This is a genomic window from Streptomyces sp. NPDC101160, assembly GCF_044768205.1.
Lineage (GTDB): Bacteria > Actinomycetota > Actinomycetes > Streptomycetales > Streptomycetaceae > Streptomyces.
In genome coordinates, this window is the sequence record NZ_JBIWPJ010000017.1 from 26094 (window position 1) to 41524 (window position 15431).

The following is a 15431-nucleotide window of genomic DNA, read 5'->3' on the forward strand; positions in this document are numbered from 1 at the left end:
GCTGCCGGGGTCGGCGTTCGTTCGGCCGTCCGTACGATATGACCGGTCAGTTTATGCAGATGGTTGAGTCCATGACCCCATCAGCGCCTTCCCTGGTACTTCGCCGATGCCGACCGGGCGGTGCCGAGCTTGTTGTAGAGCCGCACGCCCGGGCACTCGGTCGCGAAGCCGTCGCGGTGCCCTGCGATCACATGGAACTTGACCTTCTTGCCTTTCTTGTAGAGGTTTCCGCCGCCCGAGGTGAGATACGTCGTTCCGTTCGGATTCACCCCGTACAGCCCCAACTTCCACGCGGTCAGCCGTGCGATGGCGGACACGGCTGCGGCCGGTGGAGTGGTGCTGCCGTAGGTGCCGAGGACGGCGATGCCCATGCTGTTGGTGTTGAAGCCGAGGGTGTGCGCGCCCATCACCGCCTTGCCGACGCCGCCGGCGCGGCCCTCGTAGATGTTTCCGCACTTGTCGACGGCGAAGTTGTAGCCGAAGTCACGCCAGCCGAGGCTCTTCACGTGGTAGCGGTAGATGCTGCGCAGTACGGCGGGGGCCTGGCGGCAGCTGTAGTTGTTGCCGGTGGCGCTGTGGTGGACGAACGCCGCCTTGATCGTCTTGGTGTAGACGAAGCCGCGCTCGCGCATCCCCTCGTCGGCCCCCCAGCCCTTGCGGGTGATGATCTTCGGCCGCGGGCCGATGTACGGCGCCTTCGCGAGGGCGCGGGTTCTGCCGGCGCCCGTGACGCCCCTGACGCCCCTGACGCCCGTGACGCCCGGGAGGGTGGCGAGGGTCTGGGCGCGGGTGAGGGCGGGGAGGACGGTGCCGTCGCCGGGTGCTAGGGCGGGGACGGTGTCGTCGGCGGCGTCCGGAAGGGTCTCCGCGAGGGAGGCGTCCCGGGTCGCCGTGGACCCGGCGGCCGCCGCCGTCACGTCCGCGGACTCCATCGCGTCGTACGCACCGGCCGCCCGCTCCGTGTCCGGCCCCGGGTCCACCAGTTCGAGGCGCAGCCCCGCCGGGAGGGTGTGCGTCGCCCGGTACTCCGGGTGTACGCGGATCTCGACGCCGTTCGAGTCGCCGACCCACAGCGGGGCGGTCGAACCGTGCCGGGCTCCCGAACGGCCCTCGGCGGTGTTGGGGTCGGCGCCGTGCTCTTCGTTGTGGGTCTCCACGTCCTGCCACTGCGACCAGGCGCCGTCCGCGGCGGCCCGGGTGCGGACCTGCACGCTGCCGTGCAGCGGGACCCGGGCGTCGTCCCACACCACGCCCACGAGCGAGAACGGCCGGACCTCACGCCGGGTCAGCCCCCGCTCGGCCGGCGCGGCGAAGACGGAACCGCGGCCACGCGGGGCGCCGTCGGGGGCCAGGGGTTCGAGCGGGAGCGACTGAGTGGACCCGGCGAGATCGGGGCTCGCGGGCTGGGCGCTTGCGGGCTGGAGACTTGCGGGTAGGAGGCTCGCGGGCTGGGCGCTTGCGGGTTGGAGACTTGCGGACTGGGCGCTTCCGGGTTGGAGACTTGCGGGCTGGGCGCTTGCGAGTTGGGCGCTTGCGCCGTGGGCGTTCTCGCGACGGGCGCCTGCGGGTTCCGCGCTCGCGCGGCGGGCGTTCGCGAGGTCGGCGCCCCAGGGTGCGGCGTTCGCGAGGCCGGCGCTCGCGGCGTCGGCGCTTTCGGGTGAGGACGTGGCTGCCGCCGGCCTGGCGCCGGCCGGGTTCGCGGTCGCCAGGGAGAGCGGCAGGGCGAGGGCCGCCGCGCAGGTGACGGCGATCGAGGAGGCGAGGTAGGCACGCATGGAGCGATCGTCCGTACCTCGCCGGGGTTCCGCCCGTCGGGAATCCGCACGGAAACTGACGGTCCGTCGGGCCGACCGGTGGACGGGGGTCACCGTTACGGGGGACCCGCCGCGCCCCCACGCGTAACCTTGCCCGCGTGAACGCCAGCGACCGCACCCCCGCCGACCTGCTGCGATCCGCGCTCGCCGCGGACCCGGCCCGCCCCTTGGTCACTTTCTACGACGACGCCACCGGTGAACGCGTGGAATTGTCGGTGGCCACCTTCGCCAATTGGGTGGCCAAGACCGCCAACCTCCTCCAGGGCGAACTGTCCGCCTCCCCCGGCGACCGGCTCGCGCTGCTGCTGCCCGCGCACTGGCAGACCGCGGTGTGGCTGCTCGCCTGCGCGTCCGTCGGCGTGACGGCGGAGTTGGGCGGGGATCCGGCGGACGCGGACTACGTGGTCGCCGGGCCCGACTCCCTGGAGGCGGGCCTCGCCTGTTCGGGAGACCGTGTCGCGCTCTCCCTCGCACCGCTGGGCCGCCGCTTCCCGACCCCGCCGGCGGGCTACGCCGACTACGCCGTCGAGGTGCCCGGCCAGGGCGACCGCTTCGCCCCCTTCGTCCCGGTCGACCCGGACGCCCCTGCCCTCGTCGTCGACGGTACGGAACTGACGGCGGCCCAGCTCGTCGGCCGCGCGCGCCGCGACGCGACGGAGCTGGGCCTCGGGCCGGCCTCCCGGGTGCTGTCGGGCCAGTCGTACGACACCTGGGCGGGCGTCTCGGCCGGGCTGTACGCGCCGCTGGTGGCGGGCGGGTCGGTGGTGCTGTGCCGGCACGTGGAGGAGCTGGGAGCGGAGGGGTTGGCGAAGCGGGTGGAAAGCGAACGGGTGACGCTGACGCTGGCGCACTGAGGGGCGAGGGCGCGGGGGCTCCGCGAGGCGAGCGGGTGACGCTCACGCCGGCGCGCCAAGCCTCGGCGGCCGCCGCGTGGGTCTCCCCCGTCGCGGGCCTTGCCGCCCCCGCGCGGGCCTCCTCCGCCCCACGCCCGTGTGGGCCTCCGCCGCCCCACGCACCCCCGCCCCGTGTGGGCCTCCGCCGCCCGACGCACCGCCACCCCCACACCTTGCGGGCTGCGGCCCAGCCACGCCCCACCTGGGCCTCCGCCGCCCGACGCACCGCCAACCTCCACCCCGTCACGACCGCGGCGCCGTCGTGCCGGCGTCAACGCGCGAGGAGCCTAGGCCCGGCAAGGGGCGTCGTCCCGTTGTGCCCACCCGTCCCGCCTGGGGGTCCCCCCGGACGAAGTCTGGGGGAGGGACAACTGCCCACAACGGGTGGACGAAGCGTCCGTTGTGCCCACCCGTTCCGCCTGGGGGTCCCCCCCCGGACGGAGTCTGGGGGAGGAACGCATGCCCACAACGGGGGGCGACGGGGCGCCGCCCCAGCAGGCGCAGCCCGCAACGGGGGCAGGGCGGGCGCAGCCCGCAACGGGGGCCGACGTGGGCGCAGCACACAACGGGGGCCGGCGCGGGCGCGGCCCATAGCCGGGCGGGGCGCCGAACCCCCCGGGCGCAGCCCACAACCGGGCGGGGCACCGGCCCCCGGGCGCGGCCCACAACCGGGCGGGGCACCGGCCCCCGGGCGCGGCCCATAGCCGGCCGGCACTGCGCGGCCCACAGCCGGGCGGCACTGCGTGGCCCACAGCCGGGCGGGCGGCGGGCGCAGGCGCAGCCCATGGCGGGGCGGGGCGCCAGGCCGGCGCCGGCGCGGCCCGCAAGCCGTGCGGCGCCGTTGTCGTCACCCGTCCGGCTTATCGGCCCGCGCCCCCGCGGCCTCGGCGGGTCATGATCGGCCAAGGGGTCATGACGCCTTCCGAGATGCCATCGAGGACGGACCAGACGTGACGGACAGCGCAGAGACGCCCGGCGGAGCCAAGCGCAAGCGGCACTGGTTGCGCTGGGCGGCGCTGGCTGCCGCCGTCGTGATTCTCGTGGCGGCCGGCGTCGGGTGGTGGGCGTACCGGAAGCTGGACGCGAACATCACCACGGACACCTCGGCGGAGGCGGAGCTGCGGAAGTACGAGAGTCAGCGGCCGTCGCCGGTGGTGGGCTCCGCGCGGAACATCCTGATGATCGGCTCGGACACCCGTACCGGCCCCGGGAACAACGCCTACGGCCGGAACTCCGGCACGCAGCGCTCGGACACCACGATCCTGCTGCACATCTCCGCGAACGGGGCCGGCGCGACGGCCGTGTCGATCCCGCGCGACCTCATGGTGCGGATCCCCAGCTGCACGAAGCCGGACAAGACCATGACGAAGGAGCAGTTCGCGCAGTTCAACTGGGCCTTCGAGTACGGCGGCGCCGCCTGCACCATCCGCACCCTGGAGAAGATGACCGGCATCCGGATCGACCACCACATGGTGATCGACTTCCGGGGCTTCAAGAAGATGGTGGACGCGGTCGACGGGGTGGAGATCTGCCTCAAGGAGCCGATCGACGACAAGGACGCCCATCTGAAGCTGCCGGCCGGCCGCCAGACGCTCCACGGCGAGCAGGCGCTCGGCTTCGTACGGGCCCGCAAGTCGCTCGGGAACGGCAGCGACACCGAGCGCATGGACCGCCAGCAACAGTTCCTCGGCGCCCTGGTCAACAAGGTCCAGAGCGACGGCGTGCTGCTCAATCCGACCAAGCTCTATCCGGTCCTGGACGCGGCCACGAAGTCGATCACGACCGACCCGGGGCTCGCCTCGCTCCGCGATCTGTACGACCTGGCGCGTTCCATGCGGGCCGTCCCGACCGACAAGGTGCAGTTCCTGACGGTGCCGCGGCGGCCGTACAGGTACAACGCGAACCGGGACGAACTGGTGCAGCCCGCCGCCGACCAGCTTTTCGCCCGGCTGCGCGCCGACCAGCCCGTGGCCGTGCACTCGGGCGACAAGGGGGAGCCGGACGGGAGCGGCGACGGGCCCGACGCCTCGGCGACGCCGTCCTTCGCGGGGCGCAACGCGGCCGAGGGCTCCTGCCACTGACCTGCGGCACGGCCGGCGCCGCCCTTCGCCGGGCGGAAGCGGCCGAGGGCTCCCGCCACTGACAGGCGGCACGGCCGACGCCGTCCTTCGCGGGGCAGAAGCGGCCGACGGCCCCCGCCACTGACATGCGCGCTGACGCACGCTGTCACCGAGGCGACACTCACCGCCGCCCACCGCCACCCTCACCGCCCCCTCGCCTCGGCCCTCGCCTCGGCCCTCGCCCCGCCGCTCGCCCTGGCCGTTTCTGTGCGTTTCGTAAAGCCAGACCCAAGGCAGGGGCGACCCTCGATGAGGTTTGAGCGAATTGCCCAGTTGTAAGTGGCGTGGAATTTGTCACGGGCGTCGCCCCACGCTGAACTGGGCGGATAGTGTGACGCGATCCGGTGCTGCCGACCGCGTGGTCGCGCACTCGAAGGACCGAACGACCGAGCGCTTGAGGGGGAGGCGCCTCGGGCGGTACCGACGGAGGACTCAAGGAACCGTGGACGCGCACAGCCGTGGACGGGCGGACGAGATCGACCCCGCCGACCAGTGGGTCTTCAACCCGCAGACCGGTAACTACGAACTGCGACTGGACCGCTCCGCAGGGCAGCGGCCGCAGCAGCCCGCCACCCCGTCCCAGCCGCGCCCCCGCACCCCGCGGGACGCCGCCACCCCGCCGGGACAGAGATCGCGTTCGCACGACCGCGCCCCCGAGGCCGCCCCGCCCGTGCCCGGGCAGCGCCGTCGCCGTGCCGCGGAGCCCGCCGACCGGCAGCCGCCCGTCGCGGGCCGCCGCAAGCGCCGGCCGGAGAAGTCGCGCAAGAAGAAGGTCCTGATGTGGACCGGCGGCACCATGGCCTTCGTCATCGTGGCGGGCGCCGCCGGCGCGTACGCGCTCTACAAGCACTTCGACGGCAACATCAACACCATCGAGGTGGCCGGCGGCACCGAGGGCTTCCAGGAAGGGCAGCCCTTCAACATCCTGATCATCGGCACCGACAAGCGCACCGGTGCGGGCAACGAGGGCTACGGGGACAAGGGCAGCGTCGGCCACGCCGACACCAACATCCTCTTCCACGTCTCCAAGGACCGGACGAACGCCACCGCGGTGTCCATCCCCCGCGACCTGGTCACCGACATCCCCGAGTGCGAGACCAAGCAGCCCGACGGGACCGTCAAGAAGATCCCGGGCACGAACAGGGTGCGCTTCAACACGAGCCTCGGCCAGGACGGCCGCGACCCCGGCTGCACCATGCGCACCGTCAAGGAGCTCACCGGGCTGACCGTCGACCACTTCATGATGGCCGACTTCAACGCCGTCAAGGAGATGACGACCGCCGTCGGCGGCGTGAAGGTCTGCCTGGCCCACCCGGTCGACGACCCCAAGTCGCACCTCAAGCTGCCGGCCGGCGAGTCGACCATCCAGGGCGAGCAGGCCCTCGCCTTCGTCCGCACCCGGCACAGCTTCGGCGACGAGAGCGACCTGTCCCGGATCAAGACCCAGCAGCAGTTCCTCAGCTCGATGATCCGTCAGATGAAGTCGGACGACACGCTCACGTCGCCGACCAAGCTGTACGACCTCGCCGACGCGGCCACCAAGGCGCTCACCGTCGACACCGGGATAGGGAGCATCTCCAAGCTCAAGGCCCTCGCGGGCGAGCTGACGGACATCGACGCCAAGAACATCACCTTCACCACCCTGCCGGTCATCGACAACCCGGACGAGCCGCCGAACCGGCGGGCGACGGTCGTCCCCGACCCGGTGAAGGCGCCGCGGCTGTTCGAGATGCTGCAGTCCGACACCTCGCTCAGCGAGGTGAAGAAGAAGGAGCAGGACGCCAAGAACGCCCAGGCGCAGGCCCAGGCGAAGCTCCTGGAGGGCCCGCGCTCCACCGCCCGCCAGGTCCGTGTCGACGTCTACAACGGCAGCGGCATGACGGGCGCGGCCCAGAAGACGATCGACTGGCTGCAGAACGAGCACGGTGTGACGCGGTCGACCAACAAGAGCAACGCCCCCGAGCAGGCGGCGACGACCACGCTCACGTACGCACCGAACCAGGCCGACCAGGCCCGCGAGCTCGCGGATCTGATGGGCCTGCCCGCCTCGGCTCTCAAGCCGGGCACGCAGGACGCCGGGGAGCGCGAGCCCATGACGCTCGTCCTCGGCGCCGATTTCAAGGGCGCGGGGGTGCCCCTCACCGGTCCGGCGAAGGCGCCGGAGGGTGCGCAGACGGCAGACAAGCAGGTGTGCGCGAAGTGACCCGGAACCGACCGGACCTGTCCGGTCGTCCGGCCTAGAGCCGCACCTGAGTGACGAGGAGACCTGGGGTGGGACAGAGCAGTGTGCGTCGGGAGGGGGCGCGGGAACGCGTCCCGCGCACCCGCGAGTTGGGCTGGGACGAGAGTCTCTACGAGGACGGGGCGGGCGACGCGGCCGGTGAGGGCCACGGCCCGGGCGGCGGCGTGCCCGGCGCCCGGCGGGCCGGACGCGGTTCCGGCGACGGCGGCAGCGGCGGCGGCCGGTCGGGCCGCCGCCGCGGCGGTTCGCGGGGGCGTGGCGCGAAGAGGTCCGGCAAGCGCCGGATACTCCGCTGGGTGGCCATCACGCTGGCGGTGCTGATACTCGGCACGGCCGGCGCCGGTTACCTGTACTACCAGCACCTCAACAACAACCTCCGCGGCGGCAGCCGCGCGGGCGGCGAGAGCGGCGTGCAGAAGCCGACCGCGCTCGGCGACACGCCGCTGAACATCCTGCTGATCGGCTCCGACAGCCGCGCGGATCCGCGGAACGTGGCGCTCGGCGGCAGCAAGAAGGACGCGGACCGGCCGCCGCTGGCCGACGTGCAGATGCTGCTGCACATCTCCGCGGACCGGCAGAACGCGTCGCTGGTGTCCATCCCGCGCGACACGGTCGTCAAGATCCCCGAGTGCAAGGGCGCGGACGGCAAGACGTACGCCGAAACCACCAACCGTCCCATCAACGAGACGCTGAGCCGTGGCGGCCCTGGCTGCACCCTCACCACCTGGGAGAAGCTCACCGGGGTCTACATCGACCACTGGATGATGATCGACTTCGCGGGTGTGGTCTCCATGGCCGACGAGGTCGGCGGCGTCCCGGTCTGCGTGAAGACGAGCGTGTACGACCGGCCGACCAGGATGGCGCCCGGCGGCTCCGGTCTGAAGCTCAAGGCGGGCACCACCCCCGTCCAGGGCGAGCAGGCCCTCCAGTGGCTGCGCACCCGGCACGCCTGGGGCAACGACCAGGGGCGTGCCCAGGCGCAGCACATGTACATGAACGGCCTGATGAAGAAGCTCCAGGAGCAGGACGCCTGGACGGACACCCCGCGCCTGATGGGCCTCGCGGAGACCGCCACCAAGGCGTTCCAGGTCTCCGACGAGATCAAGTCGGTGAAGTCGCTCTTCGACCTGTCGATGCAGCTGAAGAACGTGAAGCTGAACCGGCTGACGACGGCGACGGTCCCGACGGACGCCTACCCGGGCAACCCCAAGGCCTGGCTCCAGGTGATCCCGTCGAAGGCCGACAAGATGTGGGCGATGCTCCGCGACGACCTCGCCTTCGACAAGAACGGCAGCCCGGTGAAGCCGAAGCCGAACGGCTCGGCGTCCGCGAAGCCGGCGGCGACCGCCGAGGCGCCCGGCTCCTTCGGAGTCACGGTGATCAACGGCACCGGCAGCGACAGCGAGGCGCCGGTCCCGGGCCGGGCCCGCACCATCGCCACCGAGCTCACCGGCAAGGGCTTCACCCGGGCCGAGCACTCGGGCGAGGCCCAGCCCCGCAGCGACAGCGTGGTCCTCTACCCGAAGAGCGCGGGCGACCAGGCCAAGGCGAACGCGGTGTCGGTGGCCCTGGCCCTCGGCCTGCCGGAGACGGCGGCCCGCGCGGACGCCAAGGTCGAGCGCATCACACTCGTCGTCGGAGCGGACTGGCGCGAGGGCACGACGTACAAGAAGCCGCAGATGGCGGCCGGCGACCTGCCGGAGGGCGCGGACGACAAGACGGACTGCATGAACGTCCTCCCCATCTACAAGTGGGCCGGACACTGACCCGCTGGTCCCTGTGACGGCGACGGCCGGGCTCCCTGGAAAGGGGGCCCGGCCGTCGCCGTACAGCCTGCGTGGCCGTCTGTGTACGAAGACTCAGAGGCTGTGCTCGGCCTTCACGTTCTTCACCGCCGGGCGCCTGCTCGCGATGACCTTCTTCGCCAGCGAGCGCGGGCTGGTCAGGAAGCCGAAGCCCCACGACATGTGCATGGTCGCCAGCGCCACCGGGATCTGCAGGCGCGCCTTGAGCGAGAGGCCCTTGCCGGCCGGGATCGAGCCCGCGACGATCGCGGCCAGGTAGCCGGCCGGGATCACGAAGCCCAGCGGGGTGAGCGTGGCGCCGACCACGAGGCCCGCGGCGATCGCGCAGACGGCGGTCGGCGGCGCCAGGTAGCGCAGGTTGATGGAGCCCTCGTGGTAGCGGGCGACCACATGGCGCCAGCGGCCGTAGTCCTTGTACTGCTTCGCGAGCGCGCGGACGCTCGGCCGCGGCCGGTACTGCACGCGCAGCTCCGGCGAGAACCAGATCAGGCCGCCGGCCTCGCGGATGCGGAAGTTCAGCTCCCAGTCCTGGGCGCGGATGAACTCGACGTTGTAGCCGCCCTGCTGTTCGAGCGCCTCGCGCCGGAACACGCCCAGGTAGACGGTCTCCGCCGGACCCGCCTCGCCGCCGGTGTGGAAGGCCGCGTTGCCGACGCCGATCTTCGACGTCATCGCGGCGGCGACGGCGTCCTCCCAGGCGTTCTCGCCCTCCGCGTGCATGATGCCGCCGACGTTCATCGCGCCCGTCTCCTCCAGGAGGCGGACGGCGGTCGCGATGTAGTTGGGCGACAGCATGCCGTGGCCGTCGACGCGGACCACGATCGGGTGGCGGGACGCCTTGATCGCCGCGTTGAGGGCGGCCGGGGTACGGCCGGTGGGGTTCGGCACGGTGTGGACGCGGGGGTCCTCGCGTACGAGCTCGGCGGCGATCTCGTCGGTGCGGTCCGTGGACGGGCCGAGCGCGATCACCACCTCCATCTCGCCGTCGTACTCCTGCTCCAGGATGTGACGGACCGAGTTACGCAGGTGCCGCTCCTCATCGAGGACCGGCATGATCACAGAGACAGGCGGCTGCATATGTTCCTCGGGGGTCCGGGGGTCGTCCCCCGGGAGATAGCAGTATCGCCCGCCACGTTACCGCGAACGGGGGACACGGGCGCGCGCCGTCCGGGTCATGCGGCCTTGCGATCGTCGTATGGGCCTACCGTGCTCACGGTCTTCCCTGTCCCACCCGCGGAGGTGTCCCCCGGTGCCCACACCGCCCCGCCCGCCCCGCACGCCACGTCCCCGGCCCGCCGCCCGCCCCGTACCGGCCGCCGCGCCGGTCCGCCGGCGGCCGCGGCACCGCAGACGGACCCGGTGGGGGATGCGGATGGCGACCACGCTCTCCGTGGTCGTGCTCGCCGCCGGGGGCATCGGGCACGCGGTGGTGACCAGCCTGGACACCGGCATCACCCGCATCGACCCGTTCAAGGACATGAAGAACCGCCCGCAGGCCGGGCACGGGATGAACGTGCTGCTCGTCGGCACGGACGGGCGCGACAGGATCACCGAGGAGGAGCGGCGGAAGTACCGGCTCGGCGGCGCGCCCTGCCACTGCACGGACACCATCATGCTCGTCCACATCTCCGAGGACCGGGAGCGCGCCAGCGTCGTCTCGCTGCCCCGCGACACGTACGCCGAGATGCCCGAGCACGTCGACCTCAACTCCGGGGAGCACCACCGGGCCCACCCCGTGAAGCTGAACGCGGCGTACGCGGAGGGCGGGCCGGGACTGACCGTGCGGACGGTCGAGTCGATGACCGGGGTGAAGATCGACCACTATCTGGAGGTCGACTTCACCAGCTTCATGCGGACCGTCGACGCGGTCGGCGGCGTGCAGATCTGCACCACCAAGCCGCTCAAGGACTCCTACACGGGCCTCGACCTGCCCGCCGGGCCGCACGAGCTGGACGGCGGGCAGGCGCTGCAGTACGTGCGCTCCCGCCATGTCGACGGCGCCGCCGACATCGGGCGCATGCAGCGGCAGCAGAAGTTCCTGGCGGCGCTGATCGACCGGGTCACGAGCGGCGGGGTGCTGCTCAACCCGGTGCGGTTCCGGGAGGTCGCGACGAGCATGCTGAGCTCGGTGCGGGCGGACCAGGGCTTCGGTACGGAGCAGATGCTGGCGCTCGCGAAGGCGATGCACGGGTTCTCGCCGGCGTCCTCGGAGTTCGTGTCGGTGCCGATCGGCGAGATGAGCTTCCCGGTCAAGGGCATCGGCTCGACGGTGAAGTGGGACGCGGCGAAGGCGCAGAGGCTCTTCCAGTCGCTGCGCGACGACCGGCCCCTCTCCCCGGCCCGGCCCGCCGCGCCGAAGGGGCCGCGGCCGGCCGACGTCGACGTCGCGCCGAAGACGGTCCGCGTCCAGGTCTACAACGGGACGCGTACGGACGGGCTCGGCGGGCGCGTCGACACGGCGCTGCGCGGCACGGGCTTCGACACGACCCGGGCGCCGCGGACCGGCGCGGGCGGCCGGGAGCAGGCCCGGACGGTGATCGAGTACGACCCCGGCTGGGACCGCTCGGCGAAGTCCCTGGCGGCGGCGCTGCCGGGCGCCGAGCTGCGGCCGGTGCGGGGGCAGGGCGGCACGCTGAAGGTGACGGTGGGCGCGGACTACAAGGGCGTGACGCCGGTGCGGGCGCGGGAGGCGGAGACGGGGCAGTTCGAGGCGGTGCGGGGCGACGAGGTGGTGTGCCCGTAGCGCACCGCTGATCCACCGCAGAGGCCCTGGTCCCGGAGAGGCCCTAGTCCTCGTAGCCCTCGGCCTTGCGCTGGTCGCGGAGTTCCTTGATCGCGCGGCGGCGGGCCAGGCGGTGGGTGCGGCGGATCTGGGCTTCCTGGTAGCGGCGCTTGTCGCGTTCCGTCTCCGGGATGACCGGGGGGACCGGGCGGGGCTTGCCGTCGGCGTCGACGGCGGCGAAGACGAGGTAGGCGGAGCCGACCTGGGTGGCGGGCGTGGACTCGTTCCAGCGCTCGGCCATGACCCGGACGCCGACCTCCATGGAGGACCGGCCGGTCCAGTTGACCTGTGCCTTCACATGCAGCAGGTCGCCGACCCGGACCGGCTCCAGGAACGCCATCTCGTCCATGGAGGCGGTGACGGCCGGGCCGCCCGAGTGCCGCCCGGCGACCGCGCCCGCCGCGTCGTCCACCAGCTTCATGATCACGCCGCCGTGCACCGTACCGAGGAGGTTGGTGTCGTGGCTGGTCATGATGTGGCTGAGGGTGGTGCGCGAGGCCGATGTGGGCTTGCCCGGGATGTCGCCCTGATCTGTCATGCCCTCTACCTTATGCCCGGCCTGCGCGGCGGTCCCGGTGCGGTCCGCTTTGCATCAGCTTGGCAACGGCGCCGCCCCGATTCCCCACCCGCCCTGTCGTCCCGGCCTGGCCGGACGGCACACTGTCGGCATGAATGACTGGCCCGACGCCCAGCCCGAGGGACCTCGCCGGATGCGCCACGTGCAGCGCCCGCAGGTCCCCCCGCAGCCGCAGCAGCCCCACCGGCAGCAGCGGCAGCAGCAGTACGGCCAGCGCCAGGGATACGGGCAGGGGTACGAGCAGGGTTACGACGAGGGCTACAACCCGAGCTTCACGCAGGCGCAGGGCACCGGCTACGACTCCGGTTACAGCGACGGCCAGGTCTACGGCGCCCCGCAGGGCCCCGGCCGGGGAGGTCACGGCGGAGGCACCGTACCGCCGCAGTACGCGCCGCGCCCCGCGCCCGGCCGGCCCGCGCCGAACTGGGGCCGCCGGATCAAGATCGGCTCGATCGTGCTGGTCGTCGCCGTCGTCGGCTGGAGCGTCGGCACGTACGCCTGGGCCAGCTCGCGGATGCGCAACGAGGTCGACCTCTCGAAGGTCATCGAGCGCCCGTCGGAGGGCGACTGCACCACGTATCTGATCGTCGGTTCAGACAGCCGTGAGGGCATGACGGACGAGCAGAAGAAGAAGCTGCACACCGGCTCCGCCGAAGGCAAGCGGACCGACTCGATGATCATCCTCGCGGCCTGCTCCAGCGGGAACACGATGGTCTCGCTGCCGCGTGACTCCTGGGTGACGATCCCGTCGTTCGTCGGCTCGGAGTCCGGCAAGAAGTACGCCGAGCGCGGCGGCTCCAAGCTGAACGCGGCCTACGCGATGGACGGCCCGGAGCTGCTTGTCCGCACCGTCGAGTTCAACACCGGCCTGCGCATCGACCACTACGCGGAGATCGGCTTCGCCGGCTTCGCGAACATCGTGGACGCGCTCGGCGGTGTGGAGCTGAACATCGAGAAGGGCTTCAAGGACAAGAAGTCCGGCGCCGACTTCCAGGCCGGCACCCAGACCCTCAACGGCGAGCAGGCCCTGGCCTTCGTCCGTACCCGCTACGCGTTCGCCGAGTCGGACCTGCAGCGCACGAAGAACCAGCAGAAGTTCCTGTCGGCGCTGGCCAGCCAGGCGGCGACGCCGGGCACGATCCTCAACCCGTTCAAGCTGTACCCGACGCTGGGCGCGGGCCTGGACACGCTGATCGTGGACAAGGACATGTCGCTGTACGACCTGGCGGAGATGTTCTTCGCGATGAAGGGCATCAGCAGCGGCGAGGGCAAGTCGATGAACATGCCGATCAGCGGCACCGCCCCGCAGAACTCGCTGCGCTGGGACCAGCCGAAGGTGAAGCAGCTCGTCGAGCAGATCCGCAACGACCAGCCGGTCACGGTCACCTCCAACCGCTGACGGCACCCCTCGCGATGCGAGGGTGCCGTCCCGTGTCCGGATCAGTTCAGGCCGATCACTTCGTACAGCACCCGGCCGTCCGGGCCCCGCTGCGCCTCCCGCAGCGCCGGGTCCCCGGCCGGGAGTCCGCCGCGCGAGGGCCGCTGGAGCACCCAGCGCACGTGGTAGCGGCGCAGCACCGCGAGGCGCTCGGCGCGCGGGGTGCCGGGCGCGAAGTAGCGCTCGGCGTCGGCGGCGCGGCGCTTCTCGTCCGGCAGGAAGAAGTCCGGGTAGCCGGGCACGACGGTGTAGCCGCCGTACGCGGGGAGGGTGACGGCGGCCCGCCGGTCGCCGGTCAGGAACACGTCGCCGTACGCCGCGTCCCGCATCGCCCAGCCCACCGGCCGCCAGAGCGGCCAGCCGTGGCGGGTGACCGCGGCGGGCAGCGCGTCGGCGGGCACGACGAACGTCACGGCGTGGCGCTGGGCCCAGGCGCCGGCCACCAGGGCCGCGCCGAGGACCGCGGCGAAGCCCGTACGGAACCACCGCCGGCCGCCCTGTTCCAGGACGCACAGCGCGACGGCGATCTGCGCGGGCATCAGGACGGCGGGCTCGGTACGGCCGAGCGACCACTTGCCGAGCAGCCCGCCCGCGACGACCGTCGCCAGGCCGAGCGCGCACCACACCACCAGCGGGTCGCGGTGGTCCCGGCGCCACCGCAGGGCGAGCGCGAGTGCGCCGAGCGGCAGGACGAGGGCGAAGAGCGACCCCGGGCGCCGGTAGAGGGGCTGGTGGATCTTCTCCAGGCCGCCGGTGCCGAGCAGTTCGAAGAAGGAGTAGTACGGCCATACGGCGAGCAGCGCGAGTCCGGTGAGGAGCGCGGCGCCCGTGCCGAGGACGACGGCCCGGCGGGCCGGGACGCGGGCCGCGACGAGGACGCCGGCCGCGCCGAAGGTGAAGACCACGCCGGTGAACTGGTGACTGAGCATCAGGACGGCCCAGAGCACGCCCAGTCCGGCGTACGCGGCGACGGAGGTGCCGGGGCGGCGCAGGGCGTACGTGAGGAGCGCGAGGAGGTGGAAGCCGAGGCCGGTGGCGAAGGTGCTCGGGTAGGAGAGGTTCGCCGAGAGCGACATCAGGCCGAGGAAGCCGCTCCAGATGAGGGGCCGCACGCCCCACAGGAGAAGCAGGCACAGCACGGCGAGCGGCGGCGCGGCCGGGTGGCGGCTGAGGGTGCGGACGAACTGTCGTACGCCGGTGGCCAGGAGGAGCAGTCCGATGACGCCGGCGCAGCGCAGCACGTCGAAGGTGCCGAGTCCGGTGGCCTTCGCGAACAGGGCGAGGGTGACCGTCCACGGCGAGTAGTAGGGGCTGTCGGTGGGCGAGTCGACCATCGGGTCGCCCGGATGGAGCAGGTCGTGCCGCAGCCGCTCGATGGTCGCCGCGTGCACGCCCAGGTCGCCGATCCAGGGCAGCCGGACGGTCATCAGGACGGCGCCGACGGCGAGGAGGGTGGTCGCGCCGCGCAGCGCGAGGAGCGGCACGCCGCCGCCGAGCCGGGTGTCGGACGCGGGGAGGAGCCGGGCGGACTCACCGGTCATGCGTAGGGCCTCACTGGGGTCGAGCGGTACGCGGCCCCGGCCGCCCCGGAAAAGCAAGGGGCCGGCGGCCCGTGACACACGGTACCGCCGGCGGGACGGAGCTCTTGACGCCCAGGGCTGCCGCTACGGGAGGTTGCGGGCCATGACGATGCGCTGGACCTGGTTGGTGCCTTCGTAGATCTGGGTGATCTTGGCGTCGCGCATCATGCGCTCGACGGG

General features: G+C 72.5%; 11 protein-coding genes. 6 read left to right on the top strand and 5 right to left on the bottom strand.

Translation table 11 applies throughout. The annotated features are described in order from the left end of the window. Positions 1-80: 80 nt before the first annotated feature. On the bottom strand, positions 81-1775 hold the full coding sequence (locus ACIRSU_RS36125; protein WP_403801771.1) for an N-acetylmuramoyl-L-alanine amidase: 1695 nt from the start codon (positions 1773-1775) through the stop codon (positions 81-83). 137 nt (positions 1776-1912) lie between these two features. On the opposite strand from ACIRSU_RS36125, the gene ACIRSU_RS36130 reads away from it, so the two are divergent. The 4 genes from ACIRSU_RS36130 (at position 1913) to ACIRSU_RS36145 (ending at position 8835) form a co-directional block, all read left to right on the top strand. After that, complete coding sequence (locus ACIRSU_RS36130; protein WP_403801774.1) at positions 1913-2668, top strand: TIGR03089 family protein; 756 nt, start codon at positions 1913-1915, stop codon at positions 2666-2668. Between the two features lie 971 nt (positions 2669-3639). Beyond that, the gene (locus ACIRSU_RS36135; protein ID WP_403801802.1) at positions 3640-4788 is read left to right on the top strand and encodes an LCP family protein; all 1149 of its coding nucleotides are present in this window, start codon (positions 3640-3642) and stop codon (positions 4786-4788) included. A gap of 481 nt (positions 4789-5269) precedes the next feature. Then, a complete protein-coding gene (locus ACIRSU_RS36140) occupies positions 5270-7030 on the top strand; it encodes an LCP family protein (protein WP_403801777.1) in 1761 nt (586 codons plus the stop codon). A gap of 68 nt (positions 7031-7098) precedes the next feature. Beyond that, positions 7099-8835 (top strand): LCP family protein, encoded by a 1737-nt coding sequence (locus ACIRSU_RS36145; protein ID WP_403801779.1) that lies wholly within the window; start codon positions 7099-7101, stop codon positions 8833-8835. A gap of 93 nt (positions 8836-8928) precedes the next feature. On the opposite strand, the gene ACIRSU_RS36150 is transcribed toward ACIRSU_RS36145, so the two are convergent. After that, positions 8929-9951, bottom strand: coding sequence for a glycosyltransferase family 2 protein (locus ACIRSU_RS36150; protein ID WP_403801782.1), 1023 nt, complete (start codon positions 9949-9951; stop codon positions 8929-8931). Positions 9952-10240: 289 nt separating this feature from the next. Here ACIRSU_RS36150 and ACIRSU_RS36155 point away from each other — a divergent pair, with 289 nt between their 5' ends. Next, on the top strand, positions 10241-11617 hold the full coding sequence (locus tag ACIRSU_RS36155) for an LCP family protein (RefSeq protein ID WP_403801784.1): 1377 nt from the start codon (positions 10241-10243) through the stop codon (positions 11615-11617). Positions 11618-11660: 43 nt separating this feature from the next. Here ACIRSU_RS36155 and ACIRSU_RS36160 read toward each other — a convergent pair whose 3' ends face one another. After that, complete coding sequence (locus tag ACIRSU_RS36160; protein WP_403801786.1) at positions 11661-12194, bottom strand: acyl-CoA thioesterase; 534 nt, start codon at positions 12192-12194, stop codon at positions 11661-11663. 130 nt (positions 12195-12324) lie between these two features. On the opposite strand from ACIRSU_RS36160, the gene ACIRSU_RS36165 reads away from it, so the two are divergent. Continuing rightward, positions 12325-13632 (top strand): LCP family protein, encoded by a 1308-nt coding sequence (locus ACIRSU_RS36165; RefSeq protein ID WP_403801789.1) that lies wholly within the window; start codon positions 12325-12327, stop codon positions 13630-13632. Positions 13633-13673: 41 nt separating this feature from the next. Here the strand turns inward: ACIRSU_RS36165 and ACIRSU_RS36170 are convergent, their stop codons facing one another. Both ACIRSU_RS36170 and ACIRSU_RS36175 read right to left on the bottom strand, forming a co-directional pair. After that, positions 13674-15212 carry a hypothetical protein gene (locus tag ACIRSU_RS36170; RefSeq protein ID WP_403801792.1) on the bottom strand — a complete coding sequence of 513 codons (1539 nt, stop codon included), beginning with the start codon at positions 15210-15212 and terminating at the stop codon, positions 13674-13676. Positions 15213-15335: 123 nt separating this feature from the next. Beyond that, on the bottom strand, positions 15336-15431 hold a 96-nt coding region (locus ACIRSU_RS36175), incomplete at its 5' end, for an acyl-CoA dehydrogenase family protein (protein ID WP_157849844.1).

Bases quoted from the DNA above. Each gene is read 5' to 3' on its own strand.
- ACIRSU_RS36150 (WP_403801782.1), bottom strand. From the start codon at position 9,951: ATGCAGCCGCCTGTCTCTGTGATCATGCCGGTCCTCGATGAGGAGCGG.
- ACIRSU_RS36170 (WP_403801792.1), bottom strand. From the start codon at position 15,212: ATGACCGGTGAGTCCGCCCGGCTCCTCCCCGCGTCCGACACCCGGCTC.
- ACIRSU_RS36125 (WP_403801771.1), bottom strand. From the start codon at position 1,775: ATGCGTGCCTACCTCGCCTCCTCGATCGCCGTCACCTGCGCGGCGGCC.
- ACIRSU_RS36155 (WP_403801784.1), top strand. From the start codon at position 10,241: ATGCGGATGGCGACCACGCTCTCCGTGGTCGTGCTCGCCGCCGGGGGC.
- ACIRSU_RS36165 (WP_403801789.1), top strand. From the start codon at position 12,325: ATGAATGACTGGCCCGACGCCCAGCCCGAGGGACCTCGCCGGATGCGC.
- ACIRSU_RS36160 (WP_403801786.1), bottom strand. From the start codon at position 12,194: ATGACAGATCAGGGCGACATCCCGGGCAAGCCCACATCGGCCTCGCGC.